Consider the following 22,232-nt stretch of genomic DNA (forward strand, 5'->3'; position numbering starts at 1 on the left):
AATGCCTAAGATTTTTATTAAACAGTTAGGTAAGGACTTTGAGTATGTTCCAAAGAAAAACTTACTACAGCTATTATTAGAAAATGATATTTTTGTAGATAATCCTTGTAATGGAAATGGTTCTTGTGGGAAATGTAAGGTCAGGGTGTTGGAAGGAAATCTTCCGCCACTTTCGCCAACGGAAAGAAAGCTATTGAAAGAAGATGAAATAAACGCAGACATAAGACTTTCCTGCTTGGTAGTACCAAAAGAAGATATTACAATTGAAATTCTGCAAAAGGAAAGAAAGCATAAAATACTTACTACTGGGTATGTACCTGAATTTGAGTTTAATCCTACAATTTCTAAAAAAATCTTTGAAATAAAAATGCCTACTTTAGAAAAACAAAGTCCTTTTGAAGATTCTTTATGTGAGGCACTTGGGTCTAAAAAGGTCAACTGGAAGTTGCTAAGGGACTATGAAAGCAGCTATGGAACTGTAACTGGAGTATTTAATGACAGCGAGTTAATTGCCCTTGAGGCAGGTGATACTACTGAGTTTCTTTATGGTGTTGCCATTGATATCGGAACTACAACGGTGGTTGCAGCATTAATTGATATGAACAATGGTGAGGAATTAGCTACAGCTTCAAGAATTAATCCCCAAAAGAAGTTTGGGCTAGATGTTTTAACTAGAATAACCTATGAATTAGAACATCCAGAGGGTTCAAAAGAAGAGTTACAGAAAACTATTGTAGAAGCTATTAATGAAATGGTTGAAGAGTTATGTAGTGAGGGAAAAGTAAAGAAAGAAAATATTTATGAAATTTCTATTGCTGCAAACTGTACTATGATGCATTTTCTTTTAGGTGTTGATGCAACATCAATTGGAAAATCTCCCTACGCTCCTATATTTACAAAGGCAAAAAACATATCAGCAAGTGACCTTGGGATAAAGGCTGCTAAGTGTGCAAGAGTATATTGCCTTCCTTCTGTATCCTCTTACATTGGAGCTGATATAGTGGCAGGTGCCTATGTTTGTGAATTACATAAAGCTGAGGAAAATATACTATTTATAGATATTGGAACTAATGGAGAGATAGTTTTATCTAAGGGTGGAAGATTACTTTCCTGTTCCTGTGCAGCAGGACCAGCATTAGAAGGAATGAATATAAGTTCAGGGATGAGAGCAGCAGAGGGCGCTGTTGAAGGTGTGGAAATCACTGAAAATGGAATAGACCTTAAGGTTATAGGAGAGGAAGACCCTATAGGGATATGTGGAAGTGGGATACTAGCAGTAGTGAAAGAGCTTCTTAGAACAGGAATTGTAAAAAACAATGGAGCATTTATAAAAAAAGAACAACTAGAGGAATCTGATTATCGATATAAGATGATACAATTAAATGGGAATAAAAGAGAATTTATTTTAAAAGGTACTCCAGAACAGCTACTAATAACTCAAGGGGATGTTCGTCAGGTACAATTAGCAAAAGGAGCTCTGCTTTCAGGATTTTATGCCTTGTTAAAACAGGCTAAGATTGATATGGGTGAATTAGATAAGGTGATGATAGCTGGACAATTTGGCGCTCACCTTCCAGCAGATAGCCTTGTAGGAACAGGAATTTTGCCAGAAGAGGTAAAGAATAAACTAGTATATGTAGGGAATTCTTCTAAAACTGGAGCATACATGGCACTTATGTCTGTTAAAGTTAAGAAAGAAATAGAGGAATTAGCAGGTGAAATGGAATACATGGAACTTGGTGCCTCAGAGGGATATGAAAAATTATTTTCACAATGTCTTTTATTTGGAGATAAATAATAGATTCTATAAAACATATAAATAAAAGGCATATGGCATAGAACATAGGTCATAAAATAAAAATATATGAATTACCTTTGAAAAAGCATAGGTAATTCATATATTTTTTTATTCTCATTTAAGTAGAGAACCCAAATCTATGATTTGGTGTGAATCACTTACTCAGCGAACGCAGTGAGTCGAGTTTCAATTATTAAGTTGTTAGCTCTCTATTTGCTGTGAAATAAATTGCTTAATTTTAGATAAGCCTCCATGCTTAAATTTTAAGGTATAGTAATCCTTTGAAATATTAATAAGTTCAATATCAATTATATCTAAATTTAACAATGCTTCCTCTATTTTTTCTAAAGTTCCATCTTGGGAATTTTCAATAACTGCTTGCTTTGTTTTTAATCTTATCCATTCCATAAGCAGAGTATTATAGTTGTTTTTTATAAAATCCATATCCAAGCCTCCTTAAAGTAAAATTATAAAATATAAGAATGATCTATATTACTCCTTATATTTTATAAAACTGTGTTTTATACCTTTGGGAATAAATTTAATTGTATTTGGGTATAAATATAATTAAATATAATCATTTATATTTTAACATAATAATATGAAATATAATATAACTAATTAAAGTATAGTTTAATCTAACTTGATTAATTATAACTATATATATATAATAATATATAAGTGATAATAATTGAATAAGTCAAGGGTAAGTAGAAAGCTTAACTTGTGAATTAACATATTTAGATTTTAAATTAAAAGAAAATAGAAAGATCCTAAACATAAATGGGGGTAAATTTTAATGAATGATAATATGAGTGATAATGAGATTATGACTGTTAGTGAGGTGGCAGAATATTTCAAAATAAGTGAAGTTACTACATATAAACTAGTACAAGAAGGGAAAATTCCAGCCTTTAAAATTGGTAGGCATTGGAGAGTAAAAAGAAGTGATTTAACTGAGTTTATTGAAAAGTTAAAACGAGGAGAAAGAATATAAACTTAGTTTATAATAGGAGGATATGTTTTGAAAAGTAAGATTAAAAATAAAATTAGGGTTATATCTCTAGGGGGACTAGGGGAAATTGGTAAAAATATAACAGTTATAGAATATAAGGATGAAATTATTGTAATAGATTGTGGAATTTCATTTCCAGAGCCAGATATGTATGGGGTTGATCTAGTTATTCCAGATATAACTTATTTGCTAGAAAATAAGGATAAAGTAAAAGGTTTTTTCTTGACTCATGGACATGAGGATCATATAGGTGCATTACCTTATGTGTTAAAACAACTTAATGTTCCAGTGTATGGGACCCGTCTAACTTTAGGATTGGTGGAAAGTAAATTAGAAGAGCATAATATACTAAAAGATTGTGACCTTAATGTTGTAAAAGCTGGAAATACTATTAAATTAGAAAATATAAGTGTAGAATTTATAAGAAATAGTCATAGCATTGCAGATTCCTGTGCTATTGCAGTGCATACACCTATTGGTAGAGTTATTCACACTGGAGACTTTAAAGTAGATTATACTCCAATTGATGGAGAGGTTATGGATTTACAAAGACTTTCAACTTTGGGCAAGCAAGGGGTATTATTGCTACTTGCTGATAGTACTAATGTGGAACGTCAAGGGTATACCATATCAGAAAAGGTAATTGGAGAATCCCTTAATAGGATTTTTGGTAAAGCAACAGGAAGAGTAATAGTGGCAACCTTCGCATCAAATATTCATAGGCTACAACAGATTGTAAATGCATCTATTTTCTATGAAAGGAAAATAGCCTTTAGTGGAAGAAGTATGGAAAAAATATCTCAAGTAGCAATGAATCTTGGGTATTTAAACATTCCTGAAGAGAGTATTGTTGGTATAAATGACATTGGTAAGTACGATAGTGAAAACATTACAATAATCACAACTGGTAGCCAAGGTGAGCCGATGTCAGCGCTTACAAGAATTGCTGCAGGAATACACCGAAGTGTACAAGTAGAAAAAGGTGATTTGGTTATTATATCTGCATCTCCAATACCAGGAAATGAAAAGTGTATATCCAATGTAATAAATGATTTATTTAAAAGGGGTGCTGAAGTTATATATAATTCCTTAGAAGAAATCCATGTTTCAGGGCATGCTTGTCAAGAGGAATTAAAGCTAATACACTCTTTAGTTAAACCAAAATACTTTATGCCGGTTCATGGAGAGTATCGTCATTTAATGCAGCATGGATTACTTGCTGAGAAGCTAGGTATGGATAAGTCTAATATATTTGTATCCCAAGTTGGTGATGTATTGGAAGTGCACAGCAAAGCTGCTACCATATCAGGTAAAGTAAAAACAGGAGCAATAATGGTAGATGGACTAGGTGTAGGAGACGTTGGAAGTAGTGTATTACATGATAGAAAATTATTAGCACAAGATGGAATTCTAACTGTAGTAATTACAATTAAAAAAGATTCTTATACTATAGTAGCAGGACCAGACATAATAACTAGAGGTTTTGTTTATGTTAGGGAATCAGAAAACATCATTAATGATGCAAGGGGCATTGTATTAAAAGAAGTTGAAAAGAAATTAGCAGCTAAAGATATGAGTAGAAGAAATATAAAATTTGCAGTTAAAAATTCTCTATCACAATTCATATATATGAAGATTAAAAGACGACCAATAATTATGCCAATAATTATGGAAGTTTAAGATTTAAAACAATAATAAATAGAATTTTTTATTAAAAAACTTTAAGAAGATAACGTAATAGAAATTAAATAAGCTTTGAATCTAGTGAATAAGATTCAAAGCTTATTTTAGTTTTGTATATTAAGTGATTTATTTTCACTAATTGTAAGTTGTCTTATTTAATTTAACTTCAAAAATAATAATTGCAAACATATTGACAGTTATCTATGTGTAGTCATATAATGGATATAGACGATTATCTATATAGCTTTTAAAAGGAGTTAAGTAAAAAATTCACTTTGTAATATTGGAATTAATTAAAGTTAAAAAATATAATTTAAGGAGATGGGAATGTGTTTGTATTTGAATGGTTAAATAATCAACTATTGAAAATGGAATGGCTTAGTAATTTAGTTACACTTATAGTAAAAAATTTATTTGGCCTAGATGTTAGTAGCAGAATTGGAGGAAGTATTCACTTCTTTATATATGATGTTATGAAGATATTCATACTACTTTCAGTATTAATATTCTTAATTTCATATATACAAAGTTTCTTTCCTCCAGAGAGAACTAAGAAAATTTTAGGAAGATTTAATGGTATTTGGGCCAATATATTGGGTGCCTTACTTGGAACTGTTACACCCTTTTGTTCCTGCTCATCCATTCCTTTGTTTATAGGATTTACTAGTGCGGGTCTACCAATTGGGGTTACATTTTCATTCTTAATATCTTCACCTCTTGTAGATTTAGCTTCTGTTATTTTGCTTGCAAGCATATTTAACTGGAAGATTGCAATTGCTTATGTTGTTGTAGGTCTTATTCTTGCAGTTATTGGAGGCTCAATTATTAGCAAGTTGAAACTTGAAAAATATGTAGAGTCCTTCGTTTTTAACAATAAGATGATTGAAGTAGAGCAAGAAGATTTGACTAAAAAAGATAGGATGATTTTTGCTAAAAATCAGGTTTTGGACATTATAAAAAAAGTATGGCTATATATTTTAATCGGTGTAGGAATAGGAGCTGCAATTCATAACTGGATTCCAGAGAATGTAATTACTGCTGTTCTTGGTCAGGATAAATGGTATTCTGTTCTGATAGCAACTTTTGTAGGAGTTCCTATGTATGCTGATATTTTTGGAACTCTACCAATTGCAGAAGCATTGGTACTTAAAGGAGTAGGAATTGGTACAGCCTTATCATTTATGATGGGTGTAACTGCACTTTCCCTTCCATCTATGATTATGCTAAAGAAAGTAGTGAAACCAAAACTATTAGGTATATTCGTAGGAATTGTTACTATAGGAATCATTATCATAGGTTATGTCTTTAATGCCTTTGGGTATCTTCTACTATAAGAATATATATTTATATATTTAATTTTAATAGAATTTGTTTTATTTAGATTTTTTAAAATAATATTTAAGGAGTGATATGTATGATAATTAAGATTCTAGGATCAGGATGCAAAAAATGCATTACATTAAAAGAAAATACTGAAATAGCATTAAAAGAAACAGGGAAGGAAGCTGAGATAATTAAAGTTATGGATTTTAAGGATATTATGGCTTATGGAGTAATGACAACTCCAGCACTAGTTATTAATGAAAAAGTTGTTTCCTTTGGAAAGGTATTAAAACCAAAAGAAATTATAAAGATTCTTGAAAGTTCTAAATAAAAATTCCTTATGTCTTCATTGGAAAAAATTTGTAGTTTATCTTAGGGAATAGTCTTTAAATAATAAATTAATATATTGGAGTATATATAATACTAATAAAAGCTTCTCAGCAAGTTTTTAGGGACCTATGGGTTGTCTTCCTATTACCATTCTTCGTAATACGTGTGATATGGTAGTTAGATAACCTATAGGTCTTAGTTTGTTTGTTTATATTGGTTCATTTCTAATATAAATAAAGTTCTAAAAAACTTAATTGTAAAAAAGAATTGTTAATTCAAGAAAATTGTAAGAACCATAAGATAAGACAATATATTTGAGTATAGCAGAGTATTTTATTATATTAATGATTTTACAATTAATGGATATTATGACATAATGTACATCAGAGTAATAATGGAATAAATTGAAAAATATATGGATAATTCTCTTTAGCTTTTAAATTTTTTTAATATTAGTGTAAGATAATCAAATCAAAAGCGTCTTATAAGTGAGGAGGTGATAGAGTGACGGAGTTTGAGGATATATATAATAATTATTTTAAAGATATTTTTTTGTATATATATAGTTTATCTGGAGATAGGCATATAGCAGAGGATATCACAGCTGAAACATTTATGAAGGCAATAAAATCTATTGAAAAATTTAAGGGTAACTGTGATATACGAGTGTGGTTATGTCAAATTGCAAAAAATTGCTACTTTTCTTTTCTGCGCAAGAAGAAAAAAACTATACATTTAGATGAACTTTCTGAACAAAAAGATAATTTTAATTTTGAACAAATAATATCTTCAACAGAAGAATCTATGGAAATTCACGAAATTCTTCATAATCTTGACGAACCATATAAAGAAGTATTTTCACTGCGAGTTTTTGGAGAATTGAGCTTCAAACAGATTGCTTGTTTGTTTGGAAAAAGTGATAATTGGGCTTGCGTTACGTATCACCGGGCTAGAAATAAGATCAAAGAGCGAATGGAGGATTATAAATGAAAGTACCTTGTAATGTGATTAGAGATCTTTTGCCTTTATATCTAGAAAATATTGCCAGTAATGATACTTGCATTATTGTGGAACAGCATATTAGTTTTTGTGAGGATTGTAGAAAGCAACTTGATGAGATGAAATTATATAATAATCCACCTATAGATACAGATGTAGCCCCACTGAGAAATCTAAAGGCTACTTTGCGTAAGAAAAAACTCCAAACAATTATTTTTTCTGTTATGTTGACCATAGTTATTGCTTCAATTACAATTGCTTTTTTTACTGCGCCAAAGTATATTCCTTATAGTGAAGGCACAGTATCCTTAATAGAAAAGGATAATGGGTCGGTACTTGCTTTATTCAGTGATAAAGTATCAGGATATGATATAAGTAGTTATCCTAATGATGACAACACAGGTTATGTTTACAATATAACTGCATGGGATAGTATTTGGAACAGAAGTATTGCTAAAAATCCTGCAAATAATACTGTTTTGAATCCAAATGGTGAAGTGGTAGATTCCGTCTACTATTATATGACTAATGGAAGTGAAGATAGATTAATATATGGTAATGACCAAAATCCTGGTGGAGGTGTTTTCACATTGCCAAGACTTGTTTTGGCATATTATTTAGTTATTGACTTAGCATTGGTAATGCTTTGTGGAATAATTATGTTTGTATTCCGAGGATATGAAAAAGTAAAAAATGTGACAATAAAAATTCTATTTTTGCCTATATCATATTTTTTAGGTCATCTTTGTATTAAAGGATTTACAACGTCATCATATTCTGCAGCAAGGGATTTTTTTGCAATCTTGCTAGTGATGATTCCACTGTACATTGGATTCCTATCTGCTATCAGTTTAATGAGAGAATATAGAAATGGTAAAAGGGACTAATATTTAAGTAGGTTTTTAAAAATTTAATTTACTGGTAACAGAAACGCACGATATACCCTCTATTATAAAATTTCGAGAACCTAATTAGTATTGGGAAATTAAATATTATGTGGTATAATAAGAAATAGTAGGAATGGATTGTGAAAAAATAAATAATTAAAATTTCAAATAAAGAATTTTAAATTAGGGGGAATAAAAAAATGGTAAGATATCGTTGTTCAGTATGTGGCTATATTCATGAAGGGGAGTTGCCAGAAGGTTTTAGATGTCCTAAATGTAAACAACCAGCCTCAGTATTTGTTAAAATTGAAGAAGAAAAAGAGATTAAAAATATTTACGCAGGAACAAAGACAGAAAAGAATTTGATGGAAGCTTTCTCAGGTGAAAGCCAGGCGAGAAACAAATATACATACTTCGCCAATATTGCACAAAGAGAAGGATACGATCAGTTAGCTGAAATTTTTCTAATGACAGCTAGAAATGAACAAGAGCATGCTCGTATATGGTATGAAGAGTTGGGTAATTTAGGAAACACTGCTGAAAATCTTTTACATGCAGCTGAAGGTGAAAACTATGAGTGGACAGACATGTATGATGGTTTTGCAAAGGATGCAGAAGCGGAAGGATTTAAGGAGTTAGCTGAAAGATTCCGTAGAGTGGCTGCTATTGAAAAATCTCATGAAGAGCGTTATCGTAAATTACTAAAAAATATTGAAATGCAACAGGTATTTGAAAAAGGTGAAGAAACTATGTGGGAATGTCGTGTTTGTGGACATCTTATAATGGGAAAAAAGGCTCCTGAAGTTTGTCCTGTATGTAAATATTCTCAAAGTTATTTCGAAGTTAGAAAAGAAAATTATTAATTTTAAGCCGTCACTTATTGTGGCGGTTTTTTTATTTTGCATATTAATATTGATGGATAGTTCTTTATATAATTCAAAGTAATAGTTTATAAATATGTAAACATTATAATTTTTATTGACAATGGATAATATTTTTGTTATTGTTTAAAAGTATGAAATTTGTGTGAACTTATATTAGGAGGATATTATGCAAGAAACAAAGGTTAAAGTAGTAGTAGCTGATCCGTCGGCAATAGGTTTATTTGGACTAGCAATGGTAACATTAGTAGCATCATCTCAAAAGTTAGGATTAACAGAGGGAGTATCTTTAGTATTACCATGGGCAATATTTTTAGGAGCAACAGCACAATTGTTGGCTTGTTTAAATGATTTTAAGCATAACAACACTTTTGGAGCAACTGCTTTTGGTGCTTATGCATTCTTTTGGTATGGTGTTGGTTTTACTTGGTTAATTCAAAATGGAGTATTTGGACCAGCCCTAGCAGCTAAAGCTGACATAAATCAATTAGGAGTTGCTTATTTAGGGTATTTAATTTTTACAATATTTATGACTATAGGTGCAATGGAAACTCATAAGGTGTTATTTACAATATTCCTATTGATAGATTTCCTATTCTTAGGATTAACGCTAACAACTTTTGGAATAATGGAGCATGGAACACATATGCTAGCTGCTTATTCTGAGTTAGCAATAGCTTTAGTATCTTTCTATGGTTCAGCAGCAGCAGTATTAAATACTCACTTTGGAAGAGTATTTTTACCTGTTGGAAAACCTTTTGGAATATTTAAGAAGTAATATTTAGGTGATGAATTTTTTCATCACCTTTTGTATATCCATGATACACAAAAGGTGATTCTAATTTTTATAGTGGTTATAAAGGTTTAAAGCCTCCAAGAATAGTTTATAAGCTATCCTTGGAGGCTTTTATATTTATATAAGAATTACACTAGTATTTAATTTCTATTTAGAAATATTTATTTTTTTACCTTCTTTACGCCACTTACTAAATTCAGCTGTTGCTGTGAAAAGTGCATCTGTGGATGAGTTAAGTGCAGTTTCAGCAGAATCTTGAATAACACCTACGATAAAACCTACACCAACTACCTGCATAGCAATGTCACTTGGGACTCCAAATAAGCTACATGCTAGAGGAACAAGTAATAGTGAACCTCCGGCTACTCCAGAAGCTCCACAAGCACTTACCGCAGAAAGTACACTAAGAATTATTGCTGTACCAATATCTACTTGGATACCAAGAGTATGAACAGCTGCAAGAGTTAAAACAGAAATAGTAATAGCTGCACCAGCCATGTTAATTGTGGCACCTAAAGGAATTGATACTGAATAAGTATCTTTATCTAAACCAAGTTCTTCACATAAACTCATATTTACAGGAATATTAGCAGCAGAACTACGTGTAAAGAATGCTGTGATTCCACTTTCTTTTAAGCATTTAAATACAAGGGGGTATGGATTTTGACGAATAGCTACGTACACCATTATTGGATTTACAACAAGAGCTACAAAAATCATACTTCCAAGTAGAAGTAAAAGTAATTTTCCATAGCTAAGAAGTGAAGCTATTCCACTTGTAACGATAGTATCAACTACAAGTCCCATGATTCCTAAGGGTGCAAAATTTATTACCCATACAACCATTTGAGATAATGCATCAGAAACATTGGAAATTATTAATTTTGTAGAACTTGCAGCATTTTTTAAGGCAAAACCAAGAATTACTGCCCAAGCTAATATACCAATGTAGTTAGCATTGAAAAGAGCCTTTACTGGATTATCAACTAGGTTTAATAGTAATGCTTTAAGAACTTCTACTACACCGCCAGGAGGAGTAATATTTTCTACCCCAGCTACAAGGGTTAGACTTACCGGGAACATAAAGCTTGCAATAACAGCTACAAGTCCGGCTAAGAATGTTCCTAAAAGATAAAGAATAATAACGGTTTTCATATTGGTTTCATGACCACTTTTGTGTTGGGAAATAGCACTGGTTACCAAAAATAAGACTAGGATAGGTGCAATGGCTTTTAAAGCACCTACAAATAAAGATCCAAAAATTGATAATGGTTTTGCTACATTAGGAATGGTTACGGCTAATATAATACCTATGATTAAACCTATGATTATACGTTTTACTAAACTTAATCCATTCCATTTCTTCATTAGATTCTTCATAATATTTTCCTCCTATAACGTTAAATAAAAAAAATAAGTTTCTGTGGCTTTAAATTTGTTACTAGGAAATTCTTTGGTAAAAATAAGTTTATCATGAATCTTCACTAATGTGAAGTGGAAAAGCATAATGAATTTTCAATTAATTAATGGTCACCTTTACATAAATAACCTATATAATAAACAATTAGAAAATAAAATCAGTTTTTAAATTATCTATTAAGGCTTATATTAACTAGGTTTATAAGTCATATAAATTAAATTTAAAATATTAATAAAATCAATTCAATTGCAAGAAAAAAATTTTTTCAAGCATTATGGAAAGATGCCACTATATATCTCTATACTATTTTGGGATAACAGTTCTAAAATTATTCATTGAAAATAAAAATTTAATTGAGAATACAGATTTTACTGATGTTAGAGTTATTGGATTTTTACTAGAATATGTGTATTATTTAAATAGTAAATATAAAAGTGAAGTTATTGTAAAAAATTAGTGGTAAGAGAAAATTTCTAGGGTGTTCAAAGTGTTATAGAATAGGATTATTTTGCATGAGTATTTGGAGGTGGAAGTATGGGAGATGTTATATATAGAAAATTAGAATTAGAGGAATGTGAGTATATAAACAAAATGAATCCATCTCAATATATAGGAAAAGCATGGAGAGATGTGGGTGGCAAACGTAAATTAGTAGAAATAAATTACCAAGATTGTGATTGGCCAAACGGCTATGAATATCATCTAAGAAATTTGAAGAAAACCATTTTAAGTGGGGGAAGTGCCATTGCTGCTTTTGATGATAATAATAAATTACTGGGGTTTTCAACAGTTAATCGTGAATTTTTTGGTGAAAAATTTAATTATGTTTTATTAGATCAGCTTTTCATAACCTTAGAGTGTAGAAATAAAGGAATAGGTAAAAATTTATTCGTACTTTCTGCCAATGTTGCAAGAGAGTGGAAAGCAGATAAAATTTATATTTGTGCAGGTTCTGCTGAAGAAACAATTGCATTTTATTTTTCAATAGGCTGTAAAGAAGCAGAGGAAATAAATAAAGAACTATATGAAAATGACCCAAGGGATTACCAATTAGAGTTTTCATTATAAAAATCACACATATATTATTTATTTTAGCAATATAAAAATAAGGATGCTATGTAAAAATTATAAGCATCCTTGTTTTATGTAACTTAGTTTAGGATTTATTTTTTTGCATAAATATAGGAATACTTTCTGCGAAAAATCTCATAAAAGTGTCTTTAAATTCTTGATCTTCCTGTTTTAAAACCCCTAGAGAATATTGCATTGCAACACCATCTAGAGCTGCTATTAAAATAGCAGCAAGACTTTTCTTACAGTTTTTATTTTCAATACCAAATGCGTAGAAGTACATATCTGCTACCTTGTTTATTATTTCATTATAATCTTGTTTAAGGCTTTCACTAAGAGAGCCACCCTTGGATAATACGTAGCCTATTAATAAAACCAAAAGGCGTTGCTCATTAACCTTAGACATACGTTCTCTAACTTTATTACTAATTTCATTTAACATATTTTCAGTGCTTTTAAGATTACTACTTTCATCTTTTTCAGAAAGTTTTTGAGCAAAGTACATAGCTTCCTTTACTGCGTGGTAGAATAGCTCGTCCTTATTCTTAAAATGATGATATATTGCACCAGTAGTAAGCCCAGCAGCTGAGGCTATTTGACGCATACTTGTTTCTTCAAAGCCGTTTTCTATAAATACACTAATTGCAGCATCTAAAATATGTTGCTTTTTTTCATTAGGTTCATTAGCGTTCATTTTATTCACCCCATTTAAAAATAGTATATCATATTTTTACAACATCATGGTTCACATATCATAGGACTATTATATCAAGGACATAATAGTCTGTATTTTCATAACATATTTATTATTTCGAATGTTAATTCATTGACAAAGGTAGGTGTGTATTATATTATAAACATAACAACTGTTATGTTATATTGTGGAACGGTTGGTAATAATATATTGTAACCTACTTCAATAAAGTAACCTAAATTAAATATGAAATGGGGGAGAGTTTACATGGAGGCATTTAAAGTTTTAGAAATTAAGCAAAGTGTTTTTGACAACAATGATCGTCAGGCTGAGCTACTTAGAGAAGAATTGAAAAAAGATGGGGTCTTTTTATTAAATCTTATGTCATCACCTGGTTCAGGGAAAACAACAACTGTTTTAAGAACAATTGAAGCTCTTCAAAATGAAATGAACATTGGTATTTTAGAAGCTGATATTGATTCAGACGTGGATGCACACAAGGTTTCAAAGACTGGAGTTAAAGTAATTCAACTGCATACAGGAGGAATGTGTCATCTTGATGCTGATATGACTAGACAAGGTTTAAAAGGTCTTGGAATAGATAATATTGATTTTGCAATATTGGAGAATGTTGGAAACTTAGTGTGTCCTGCGGAATTTGACACTGGTGCATCAAAAAATGCTATGATTCTAAGCATACCAGAAGGAGATGACAAGCCTTTAAAATATCCTTTAATGTTTTCAATAGTTGATGTTTTATTAGTCAACAAAATAGATGCATCGGACTATTTTGAATTTGATATGGAGGCAGTAAAAGAGAGGGTAAAAAAACTGAATCCTAATATTAAAGTTATTCCAATTTCAGCTAAAACTGGAGAAGGAATTGGAGAATGGGCTGACTGGATACGTGGACAAATAGATAATTGGAAAAATAAATAACTTTAAATAATTCATGACATTAAAAATATTATAAACTTACTTTAAAATATTTTGACTATATATAATAATCAGCTTCTTTCGGTTACTTTTGTTTTAATAACTTAATAAAACCTAAAAGTGCTGATTATTTTAATATAGTTAATAATAATAATAATGAGTCTTGCCATCTTTGCAATTCATTGTAAACGCTGGTGTTTATAGTTTTGTTTATGATGACATATAATTATTTTGGGGAGGGATAATATATGGTCAAGGAAAAGGTACTTGATCTTGCAAATCACATCAGTAATAAGAAACGTGGCTCGAAAAATGAAATCAAAGCTACAGATCCAGAGTATATGATTCTTGAACCTGTTGTTTCAGAAGAAATGGCTGAGGTGGTACTTTGTATGGAAATACGTAAAAAGGTTACTGCTAAAGATGTTGCTCCTTTATGTGGCAAATCTGTAGAGAGAACAACAGAACTTTTGTTAGAATTAGCGGATGCAGGGGTTTGTTTTGTAAATGAAATTGATGGAGTAGATACATTTTGGTATGAGACCTGGGTTCCAGGTATCATGGAAATGATGGTTAACAATAAGGAGAATGTTAAAAAGTATCCTCAGATTCCTAGGGCTTTTGAAGCCTATGGAAGAGTAAGAGGACCTAAGACAGCAGGAAGTTTTCCTGTAGGAGTAGGTCTTATGCGTGTTATACCTATAGAACATGCCATTGAAGGTGAAACTAGAAGAGCATCCTATGAGGAAGTTTCTAAGTATCTTAATGATAATGATATTTTTTCAGTTGCTGATTGTTCATGCCGTACAGCAAGAGAAGCTATGGGAGAAGGCTGCGGTCATCTTAAGGAAGACATGTGCATTCAGATGGGTCACGCAGCAGAATACTATATACGTACGAAGAGGGGCAAACAGATTACTCGTGAAGAAGCCTTTGAAATTATTAAGAGAGCAGAAGAAAACGGCTTAATGCATCAAATACCTAACTTAGATGGTTCTGGTAAAACTCATGCTATTTGTAATTGCTGTGGATGTTCTTGTCTTGCTTTAAGAACTGCTAGTATGTTTATTAACGCTGACATGGTACGTTCAAACTATGTTTCTAAAGTGGACAAAGAGAAATGTGTTGCTTGTGGAGAGTGCGTTCAAAATTGTCCTGTTAATGCACTACAATTGGGGCAAAAGTTATGTTCAAAAACACCAGTAACTACTGAGATAAAGAGAATTGATACTCCACGAGATACTGAGTGGGGTCCAGATAAATGGAATCCTGATTATAGAACCAATAGAAAAGATGTAGTTGATACAGGTACAAGTCCTTGTAAAACCAATTGTCCAGCTCATATTGCAGTTCAAGGTTATGTTAAACTTGCATCTCAAGGAAGATATAGGGAAGCTCTTGAACTTATCAAACAAGAAAATCCGTTTCCTGCAGTATGTGGACGTATTTGCCCAAGAAAGTGTGAAACAGATTGTACTAGGGGAGATATTGACGATCCAGTTGCTATTGATGAAATCAAAAAATTTATTGCTGAACAAGATTTAAATACTGATCATAGATATGTGCCTAAACGTAAGCACGAGTACGGTAAAAAAATTGCTGTTGTGGGAGCAGGGCCTTCAGGTCTTAGCTGTGCATACTACTTAGCCATTGATGGGTATAAAGTAACTGTGTTTGAAAAAGAAAATGTTCTTGGTGGAATGTTAACTTTAGGAATACCTTCATTCAGGCTTGAAAAGAATGTAATAAATGCTGAAATTGACATACTGAAAGAATTAGGCGTTGAATTCAAGACAGGGGTTGAGGTTGGAAGAGATATAAGTCTTAATGAATTAAGGGATCAAGGTTTTAAAGCCTTCTATATTGCAATCGGTGCATGTATGGGAAGGAAACTTGGTATTGAAGGTGAAAATGTAGAAAATGTTATAACCGGTATAGATTTTATGAGAGATGTTAACTTGGGTAAGGAGTTAAAACTTGAAGGCAATGTAATCGTAATCGGTGGTGGTAACGTTGCCATAGATGTTGCGAGAACAGCTACTAGAATTGGGAATACACAAATTAAAATGTACTGTTTGGAAAGTCGTGAACAAATGCCTGCACTTCCAGAGGAAATTGAGGAAGCATTATCAGAGAATATTGAAATTAATAATTCTTGGGGACCAAAGAGAGTAATTGTTGAAAATGGTCGTGCTACAGGAGTAGAATTCAAGAAATGTATTTCTGTATTTGATAAGAGTGGAAGATTTAATCCATCTTATGATGAAAATAACACTATCATAGTTAAGGCTGATACTGTACTGCTTTCAATAGGTCAAGGAATGAATTGGGGAGAACTTTTATCAGGTAGTAAAATTGAACTAAATAGAAATAATACTATTAAAGCAGATCCATTTACATTACAGACAGGTGAGCCTGATGTTTTTGCTGGTGGTGATGCATTAACAGGACCTAAGTTTGCAATAGATGCAATTGCTTTAGGTAAAGAAGGTGCAATTTCAATTCATCGTTATGTTCAGCCAGGACAAAGTTTGATTATTGGTCGAGATAGAAAAGAATATCATGCATTAGATAAGGAAAATATAGAACTTCAAGGATATGATAGTACTCCTAGACAGAGTGTAGGTCATGTAGATGGAAGCAAGTCAAGGAAAACCTTTAAAGACTTGCGTGAAACATTTACTGAAGACCAGATAAAAAGGGAAACAGAACGTTGTCTTAGCTGTGGTGCAACGGTTGTAGATGAATTCCTGTGTGTAGGATGTGGACAATGTACCACTAAATGTAAGTTTGATGCTATTTCCCTTGTAAGAAAATATGATGGTGAGGGTGTAGCCTATGAGGATTTAAAACCTGTAGTTATAAAGCAAATTCTTAAACGTAAAGTGAAAATTACAACTAAAAAAGTAAAGAAACTTTTTAAATAACTTAGTTAACTATAAAAGATTTTATAAAGTAATTTTAAATTTAGATAGGGGTAGAGGGTGAATAAAATGTTTGAATTTAATTATGTTGAAGGAGCAACAATGTTTTCTGCATGGGGAATGTGGTTTGTAGTTTTTGCAGGTTTGTTTTTATTCAATGAATTTTCTAGAAGACAGAAGTGGGCAGGATTTTTTAGTTTTGTTATTTTGCCAATTATTTTAACAGTTGTTTGGATGACTGTTTTAAAGGATGTTACCTATACTGACTGGTTCCATCTAGCTAAAGTTTATTCTGCAACAGCAGGATGTATTGGATTTTGGTGTATTCGTCATATCGAGAAAAAGGATAAAATTACTGGTGAGGTTGTTTGGAGACTAGCTGATAATAAAATTGCACTATGCTTTCCACCGTTGATTCTAGCTATTAACATTATAGAAGCAGTGGCAAGAGATATTGAGGTTGGATCCACTTATTGGATGATGAATTCAGGAGCTATTGAAGGAGAAGTAGTAGGTGTAATGGGTGGTCCATGGAATTATATGAATGCAGCGGCTGGTATACTAAATATCATTGCTATAACTGGTTGGTTTGGAATAGTAATTAGAAAACAAACTAAAAAGGACAAAAGTAAGGATATGCTATGGCCTGATATGCTTTGGTTCTGGATTATTGCATATGATTTATGGAATTTTGTATATACTTATAATTGCATACCTACTCATTCTTGGTATGCAGGCTTAGCATTACTCATTGCACCAACTCTATGTGCATTTACTGTTGGAAAAGGTGCTTGGCTACAGCATAGAGCTCAGACCTTAGCTATATGGTGCATGTTTGCTCAAACTTTTCCAAATTTCCAGGATACAGGAATGTTTGTAGTTAAATCAACTTACAATACTACTATTTATACAATTTTAGGAGCTATAGCTCTTGCAAGTAATATAGCTGTATTTCTTTATATGATATATAAAATAAAGAAAACTAAGAGAAATCCATACAAGGGAGAACTTTATACTGACCTTGATGAGTTTAAAGAAATTAAAATGATGATGTAAAGCGATATATTATGATTATAGAAGGCAAAAAATAGGCCTATAGGCCTATTTTTGCTATCTAGAACTATTAAGATAATACAATATACAATAATTAAGTTCTAATACGTATCTATTAATTGAAAATAATAGATTATACACTTATTGGTTATTGTTGTTTACAAATTTAGATACTATAAAAATTATTATTGCTGATATAATAGCTATGCCAGCAAATAAAAATCCTATTGGTATAAGAAAGAATGGTTCAGATAGAGTTCCATCTGGCAAGACTTCGGAACCTACTACATTAAATATCGTAAAACACGCTATACTAGCTACTACTAAAAGAATACTAAATAAATATTTTTTCATTTTTAATTTTCCTCCTATAAATTTTTGTACTTCAGATTAATTTTTGTTTGCAATTAAGTACTTTATAAATTCTGTACCTTTTAATATCATTTTATACTTGGAAAATAGAATTGTCAATAAATATTTATTGATTTACAATAAATATTTATTATTAATACAACCTAATTGGTGTCGAAAGGGTTGCGTTTCGATTTACAACTGAGGTTCCGATTTACAACTACGGAGATAAAATAGATGGTTTTAAATGCTTGACTTTGGGGAGCATTTTATTTTGTAAAGGAGTGAATATTATGCATATGGCTGATGCTTTGATTTCACCAGTGGTGGGAGGAACTATGTTGGCTGCTACTACTGGAATTACAGCTTATTCAATTAAAAAAATACAGAATGATATGGATGAAAAGAAAATTCCCTTAATGGGGGTAATGGGAGCCTTTGTTTTTGCTGCACAAATGATTAATTTTTCAATCCCTGGTACTGGTTCTAGTGGACACATTGGAGGAGGAATACTACTTGCAATATTATTAGGGCCCTATGCGGGATTCTTAACTATGGCTTCTGTTTTGTTAATTCAAGCACTGTTCTTTGGAGATGGCGGGTTACTTGCCTATGGTTGTAATGTATTTAACCTTGGATTTTATACTTGTTTTATAGCATACCCTTTAATTTATAAATGGTTTACACGTAAAGGGATTACTACTAAGAAGATCTTTGGTGCCTCAATGGCATCTACTATAGTTGGTCTTCAAATAGGAGCTTTTAGCGTTGTACTTCAGACTCTTATGTCTAGAAAGACTGAATTGCCTTTTGGAACCTTTTTATTGTTAATGCAACCAATACATCTAGCAATCGGAGTAGCTGAAGGGTTTGTTACATCAGCAATTGTTACTTTTGTATGGAAGGCTAGACCAGAAATTCTAGAAAAGGCAGCTAGAGGAGAAGCTCTTGGTAATATATCTATGAAAAAGATACTTACTAGCCTGGTAATTGGAGTAGTTTTAGTTGGCGGAACGCTTTCTTGGTTTGCCTCTTCAAATCCTGATGGATTGGAATGGGCTATGGAAAAAACTTCAGGAACAGCAGAATTTGAAACACCAGATGGAATTCATAATACATTATCAGAAATACAAAGTAAGATAGCGTTTTTGCCTGATTACAGTTTTAAGGCAAAGGAAGACGAAAGTGAAAAAGAAGCAGCTGTAGAAGTTGAAGAGCAATGGCCTGCAGTTAGTGCTGGAACAAGTGTTTCAGGTATCGTTGGTGGAATATTGACACTTGCACTGGCAGCATTCACAGGATTTGTTATCAGCTTAGTTAAAAAAAGAAAAGAAAAGTTTAATAATAAAAATAAGCTAGGTGGTAATGAAACCACCAGTAAAATTCTACAATAAGGATTTGATTTTACATGGCAAAAGTAATAAATTCTCTTTATAATATGAGACTTCTAGGTGATTTAGCAGGGAAAGAAACCACAATACATGGGCTTCATCCCATTACAAAGTTATTAACTACAATTGTTTACCTAACTGTAGTTGTATCATTTGGAAGATATGAAATTAGTAGTCTTTTGTCTTTTATTTTCTATCCTGTGGTTATTTTTGTGTTAGCAGAGCTGCCAGTTGTTCCAATCCTTAAAAGACTATTACTTGTAGAGCCTTTTATTATTGGAATTGGCATATTAAACCCCTTATTTAATCATCATACAATGGCTCTAGGAGGTATTGTTATTTCAAGAGGATGGGTAATATTTTTATCTATTTTTATAAAATGTGGTTTAACGGTAACTGTTAGTATTTTATTAATTGCAACTACAGGAATGGATAAATTGGCTGTAGCATTGCGTATGCTGAAAGTTCCTAAAATCTTTGTATTACAGTTATTATTAACATATAGATATATATCTGTGCTGATAGAAGAGGTTTCTAGAATGATGAGAGCATATTTACTTAGGGCGCCTGGACAAAAGGGCATACATAGAAATGTTTGGGGTTCTTTTGCAGGACAGTTGATACTTAGGACATTTGATAGGGCACAACGGGTGTATCAATCTATGAATATGAGAGGATTTACAGGTGAGTATAATACAGGAAATATTGAAAAATTAAGCTTTAGTGATTTTGCATATTTAGCAGGTTGGAGTATATTTTTCATTTTAGCAAGAATTTATAATATACCTATGCTTATAGGTTCATTAATTACGGGGGTGATTAAATAGATGAGTTGTCATAAACTTGAGGTAAGGAACTTATATTTTTCCTATCCTGATGGACATGTAGCAGTAAAAGATATATCATTCACAATCCATCACGGTGAATCTGTGGGAATTATTGGTGCCAATGGTGCAGGAAAGTCCACACTATTAATGCTTTTGATGGGAGTTCTATTTCCAAGTAACGGAGAGGTGGTCATAGGAGATGTGTATGTATCAAAAAAAACATTACCCTTGATTCGTCAGAGGTTAGGAATGGTTTTTCAAGATCCTGATGATCAGTTGTTTATGACAACTGTATATGATGATGTGGCTTTTGGACCACGAAATTATAATTTTGATGAAAAAGAAGTTGAAATCAAAGTTACAAAGGCTTTAGAGTTAGTAGGAATATCTCACTTGAAAGATAGAGCACCCTTTAAATTATCAGGTGGAGAAAAGCGAGCTGCTGCAATTGCATCGGTTCTATCAATGGAACCAGATGTATTAGTTATGGATGAGCCAACAGCAGCTTTAGATCCTAAATCAAGACGAAGATTAATCAATTTATTAAAAGGCTTTCAGCACACAAAAATAATAACTAGTCATGATTTAGATATGGTATTTGATACTTGTAAAAGAATTATTGTGATAAAAGAGGGTGAAATTGCTGCAGACGGAAACACAGTGGATATTTTAAGTAACGCGGATTTACTAAATGATTGTGGATTAGAAATACCTCTTTCACTTCAAAATTGTCCAATCTGTGGAGCTTCAAAAAATGATTTCTATAACATATAAACCACCCAATAATTATGGCTTTTGATTTGGTATAATATAGGGGGATAAAATGCGAATTGTAGTTATAGATGGACAAGGTGTGGAATATGGAAGGAAAAGAGTAATTATTTTCACATTTATAGATACCTAGCATAATATATTATTGAATTATTATTTCTGGAGGAAATTTTAGTGTATATTAAGCCTAGAGTAGAGAATCAAATGATGTATAATACTCAGTTACAAGAGGCTCTTGAGAGAGTGAAAGAGGCAGTTCAAGGTGAAAGAGAAGATGAACTTTTTTATGATTTTCTCATAAGTATGGCACCTACTGTGGAAGAAAAAGACATTATAACGTCTATACGAGATGATGAACGTAGACATAATAGAGAGTTTAGAAAAATTTATAAGGACTTTACCGGTATGGAGATTCCAACGGTAGAAGACGAGTCTTTTGAAAGACCAGAGTCATATATAGATGGTATTAAAAAAGCTTTATTCGGAGAGCTAAGAGCGGTAGAAAGATATAGAGATATTAGAAAAGCTTTAGGTATGGGCCCACAAAGAGATGTTTTATTTGATATAATTACAGATGAATTGAAACACTCTTCAAAATATAATTATCTTTTTACTTTGAACAGAAGTATGGAAAGTCCATCTATGAATAGACGTTCAATGCAGGATACTTCTAAATTTACGCCAGATGACTGGGTAAGGTATATAACTCCATTAGTAACTCGTGCTTTAGCAGAAGCGAGAGAAGGGATTAATCCTGAACATTTATATCAAGAATTTATCCTATCAGGTGTCCTTGTCGGTTTGGGAAAAACTCCTCAGGAAGCTATTGAACAGGTGGAAGAGTGGGAAAGGACAGGTGCATCTAAACTGCTTGCAGAGAGTAAAATGGCAAGGGGTTACTATTATTACTAGAGTATGAAACTAAAAAGTAAAATGCGATATCTTAGTATTTAAGTTATCGCATTTTTGTTTTTAATTGAAAAGAATATCGATTAAATATTAGTATCATAAGTTATAGAGGTTATTATAGCTATGTATATTAATATCATCAATAAATGAAGTGGATCTAATACTTTTACAAA

22 protein-coding genes are annotated in these 22,232 nt (G+C 31.8%); 18 read left to right on the plus strand and 4 right to left on the minus strand.

What is annotated here, in order from left to right:
- Position 1 precedes the first annotated feature (1 nt).
- Positions 2-1,798 (plus strand): ASKHA domain-containing protein, encoded by a 1,797-nt coding sequence (locus B2S02_RS12635; protein WP_346846395.1) that lies wholly within the window; start codon positions 2-4, stop codon positions 1,796-1,798.
- Between the two features lie 201 nt (positions 1,799-1,999).
- Here the strand turns inward: B2S02_RS12635 and B2S02_RS12640 are convergent, their stop codons facing one another.
- On the minus strand, positions 2,000-2,242 hold the full coding sequence (locus tag B2S02_RS12640) for a hypothetical protein (protein ID WP_346846396.1): 243 nt from the start codon (positions 2,240-2,242) through the stop codon (positions 2,000-2,002).
- A 355-nt stretch (positions 2,243-2,597) separates the two neighbouring features.
- Here B2S02_RS12640 and B2S02_RS12645 point away from each other — a divergent pair, with 355 nt between their 5' ends.
- The 8 genes from B2S02_RS12645 (at position 2,598) to B2S02_RS12680 (ending at position 9,694) form a co-directional block, all read left to right on the plus strand.
- Positions 2,598-2,795, plus strand: a complete 198-nt coding sequence (locus B2S02_RS12645) for a helix-turn-helix domain-containing protein (RefSeq protein WP_198028608.1) — start codon at positions 2,598-2,600, stop codon at positions 2,793-2,795.
- Positions 2,796-2,822: 27 nt separating this feature from the next.
- Positions 2,823-4,493 (plus strand): ribonuclease J, encoded by a 1,671-nt coding sequence (locus B2S02_RS12650; protein ID WP_346846397.1) that lies wholly within the window; start codon positions 2,823-2,825, stop codon positions 4,491-4,493.
- 332 nt (positions 4,494-4,825) lie between these two features.
- Entirely contained in the window at positions 4,826-5,830 is a 1,005-nt protein-coding gene (locus B2S02_RS12655; RefSeq protein WP_346846398.1) for a permease, read from the plus strand.
- 80 nt (positions 5,831-5,910) lie between these two features.
- A complete protein-coding gene (locus B2S02_RS12660; protein WP_035135794.1) occupies positions 5,911-6,150 on the plus strand; it encodes a thioredoxin family protein in 240 nt (79 codons plus the stop codon).
- A gap of 503 nt (positions 6,151-6,653) precedes the next feature.
- A complete protein-coding gene (locus B2S02_RS12665) occupies positions 6,654-7,139 on the plus strand; it encodes an RNA polymerase sigma factor (RefSeq protein ID WP_346877037.1) in 486 nt (161 codons plus the stop codon).
- Positions 7,136-8,035: a zf-HC2 domain-containing protein gene (locus tag B2S02_RS12670; protein ID WP_346846400.1), complete on the plus strand. Its 900-nt coding sequence runs from the start codon at positions 7,136-7,138 to the stop codon at positions 8,033-8,035. The genes B2S02_RS12665 and B2S02_RS12670 overlap by 4 nt, the downstream gene beginning before the upstream one ends.
- A 200-nt stretch (positions 8,036-8,235) precedes the next feature.
- On the plus strand, positions 8,236-8,898 hold the full coding sequence (gene rbr, locus B2S02_RS12675) for a rubrerythrin (protein ID WP_346846401.1): 663 nt from the start codon (positions 8,236-8,238) through the stop codon (positions 8,896-8,898).
- 187 nt (positions 8,899-9,085) lie between these two features.
- A complete protein-coding gene (locus B2S02_RS12680; RefSeq protein ID WP_035130633.1) occupies positions 9,086-9,694 on the plus strand; it encodes an acetate uptake transporter in 609 nt (202 codons plus the stop codon).
- 165 nt (positions 9,695-9,859) lie between these two features.
- Here B2S02_RS12680 and sstT read toward each other — a convergent pair whose 3' ends face one another.
- Entirely contained in the window at positions 9,860-11,092 is a 1,233-nt protein-coding gene (gene sstT / locus B2S02_RS12685; RefSeq protein WP_346846402.1) for a serine/threonine transporter SstT, read from the minus strand.
- A 314-nt stretch (positions 11,093-11,406) separates the two neighbouring features.
- On the opposite strand from sstT, the gene B2S02_RS12690 reads away from it, so the two are divergent.
- Both B2S02_RS12690 and B2S02_RS12695 read left to right on the plus strand, forming a co-directional pair.
- Positions 11,407-11,589: a hypothetical protein gene (locus B2S02_RS12690; protein ID WP_346846403.1), complete on the plus strand. Its 183-nt coding sequence runs from the start codon at positions 11,407-11,409 to the stop codon at positions 11,587-11,589.
- A 77-nt stretch (positions 11,590-11,666) separates the two neighbouring features.
- A complete protein-coding gene (locus B2S02_RS12695) occupies positions 11,667-12,200 on the plus strand; it encodes a GNAT family N-acetyltransferase (RefSeq protein ID WP_346846404.1) in 534 nt (177 codons plus the stop codon).
- 88 nt (positions 12,201-12,288) lie between these two features.
- Here the strand turns inward: B2S02_RS12695 and B2S02_RS12700 are convergent, their stop codons facing one another.
- Complete coding sequence (locus tag B2S02_RS12700) at positions 12,289-12,897, minus strand: TetR/AcrR family transcriptional regulator (protein ID WP_346846405.1); 609 nt, start codon at positions 12,895-12,897, stop codon at positions 12,289-12,291.
- Between the two features lie 267 nt (positions 12,898-13,164).
- Between B2S02_RS12700 and hypB the strand changes: the two genes are divergently transcribed.
- From hypB to B2S02_RS12715, 3 genes are all read left to right on the plus strand, one after another.
- Positions 13,165-13,836, plus strand: coding sequence for a hydrogenase nickel incorporation protein HypB (gene hypB, locus B2S02_RS12705; protein WP_346920927.1), 672 nt, complete (start codon positions 13,165-13,167; stop codon positions 13,834-13,836).
- 245 nt (positions 13,837-14,081) lie between these two features.
- On the plus strand, positions 14,082-16,760 hold the full coding sequence (locus B2S02_RS12710) for an FAD-dependent oxidoreductase (protein ID WP_346846407.1): 2,679 nt from the start codon (positions 14,082-14,084) through the stop codon (positions 16,758-16,760).
- 66 nt (positions 16,761-16,826) lie between these two features.
- Positions 16,827-17,813 carry a DUF5692 family protein gene (locus B2S02_RS12715; RefSeq protein WP_346879359.1) on the plus strand — a complete coding sequence of 329 codons (987 nt, stop codon included), beginning with the start codon at positions 16,827-16,829 and terminating at the stop codon, positions 17,811-17,813.
- A gap of 138 nt (positions 17,814-17,951) precedes the next feature.
- Here B2S02_RS12715 and B2S02_RS12720 read toward each other — a convergent pair whose 3' ends face one another.
- Positions 17,952-18,164: a DUF3955 domain-containing protein gene (locus B2S02_RS12720; protein WP_346846409.1), complete on the minus strand. Its 213-nt coding sequence runs from the start codon at positions 18,162-18,164 to the stop codon at positions 17,952-17,954.
- 290 nt (positions 18,165-18,454) lie between these two features.
- Between B2S02_RS12720 and B2S02_RS12725 the strand changes: the two genes are divergently transcribed.
- From B2S02_RS12725 to B2S02_RS12740, 4 genes are all read left to right on the plus strand, one after another.
- Positions 18,455-19,555, plus strand: a complete 1,101-nt coding sequence (locus B2S02_RS12725; RefSeq protein WP_346846410.1) for an energy-coupling factor ABC transporter permease — start codon at positions 18,455-18,457, stop codon at positions 19,553-19,555.
- A gap of 14 nt (positions 19,556-19,569) precedes the next feature.
- Positions 19,570-20,379: a cobalt ECF transporter T component CbiQ gene (gene cbiQ, locus B2S02_RS12730; RefSeq protein WP_346846411.1), complete on the plus strand. Its 810-nt coding sequence runs from the start codon at positions 19,570-19,572 to the stop codon at positions 20,377-20,379.
- On the plus strand, positions 20,380-21,153 hold the full coding sequence (locus B2S02_RS12735) for an ABC transporter ATP-binding protein (protein ID WP_346846412.1): 774 nt from the start codon (positions 20,380-20,382) through the stop codon (positions 21,151-21,153).
- Positions 21,154-21,324: 171 nt separating this feature from the next.
- Positions 21,325-22,062: a ferritin-like domain-containing protein gene (locus tag B2S02_RS12740; protein ID WP_346846413.1), complete on the plus strand. Its 738-nt coding sequence runs from the start codon at positions 21,325-21,327 to the stop codon at positions 22,060-22,062.
- Positions 22,063-22,232 lie beyond the last annotated feature (170 nt).

The sequence above is a fragment of the Clostridium sp. UBA7339 genome (assembly GCF_002470865.1).
Lineage (GTDB): Bacteria > Bacillota > Clostridia > Clostridiales > Clostridiaceae > Clostridium_J > Clostridium_J sulfidigenes.

What these genes read in the sequence shown, in the direction of transcription:
- B2S02_RS12725 (WP_346846410.1), top strand. Translation starts at nt 18,455, where the DNA reads ATGCATATGGCTGATGCTTTGATTTCACCAGTGGTGGGAGGAACTATG.
- B2S02_RS12720 (WP_346846409.1), bottom strand. Translation starts at nt 18,164, where the DNA reads ATGAAAAAATATTTATTTAGTATTCTTTTAGTAGTAGCTAGTATAGCG.
- B2S02_RS12695 (WP_346846404.1), top strand. Translation starts at nt 11,667, where the DNA reads ATGGGAGATGTTATATATAGAAAATTAGAATTAGAGGAATGTGAGTAT.
- rbr (WP_346846401.1), top strand. Translation starts at nt 8,236, where the DNA reads ATGGTAAGATATCGTTGTTCAGTATGTGGCTATATTCATGAAGGGGAG.
- B2S02_RS12645 (WP_198028608.1), top strand. Translation starts at nt 2,598, where the DNA reads ATGAATGATAATATGAGTGATAATGAGATTATGACTGTTAGTGAGGTG.
- B2S02_RS12670 (WP_346846400.1), top strand. Translation starts at nt 7,136, where the DNA reads ATGAAAGTACCTTGTAATGTGATTAGAGATCTTTTGCCTTTATATCTA.
- B2S02_RS12735 (WP_346846412.1), top strand. Translation starts at nt 20,380, where the DNA reads ATGAGTTGTCATAAACTTGAGGTAAGGAACTTATATTTTTCCTATCCT.
- B2S02_RS12680 (WP_035130633.1), top strand. Translation starts at nt 9,086, where the DNA reads ATGCAAGAAACAAAGGTTAAAGTAGTAGTAGCTGATCCGTCGGCAATA.
- cbiQ (WP_346846411.1), top strand. Translation starts at nt 19,570, where the DNA reads ATGGCAAAAGTAATAAATTCTCTTTATAATATGAGACTTCTAGGTGAT.
- B2S02_RS12700 (WP_346846405.1), bottom strand. Translation starts at nt 12,897, where the DNA reads ATGAACGCTAATGAACCTAATGAAAAAAAGCAACATATTTTAGATGCT.
- B2S02_RS12640 (WP_346846396.1), bottom strand. Translation starts at nt 2,242, where the DNA reads ATGGATTTTATAAAAAACAACTATAATACTCTGCTTATGGAATGGATA.
- B2S02_RS12660 (WP_035135794.1), top strand. Translation starts at nt 5,911, where the DNA reads ATGATAATTAAGATTCTAGGATCAGGATGCAAAAAATGCATTACATTA.
- hypB (WP_346920927.1), top strand. Translation starts at nt 13,165, where the DNA reads ATGGAGGCATTTAAAGTTTTAGAAATTAAGCAAAGTGTTTTTGACAAC.
- B2S02_RS12690 (WP_346846403.1), top strand. Translation starts at nt 11,407, where the DNA reads ATGGAAAGATGCCACTATATATCTCTATACTATTTTGGGATAACAGTT.
- B2S02_RS12710 (WP_346846407.1), top strand. Translation starts at nt 14,082, where the DNA reads ATGGTCAAGGAAAAGGTACTTGATCTTGCAAATCACATCAGTAATAAG.
- B2S02_RS12715 (WP_346879359.1), top strand. Translation starts at nt 16,827, where the DNA reads ATGTTTGAATTTAATTATGTTGAAGGAGCAACAATGTTTTCTGCATGG.
- B2S02_RS12635 (WP_346846395.1), top strand. Translation starts at nt 2, where the DNA reads ATGCCTAAGATTTTTATTAAACAGTTAGGTAAGGACTTTGAGTATGTT.
- sstT (WP_346846402.1), bottom strand. Translation starts at nt 11,092, where the DNA reads ATGAAGAATCTAATGAAGAAATGGAATGGATTAAGTTTAGTAAAACGT.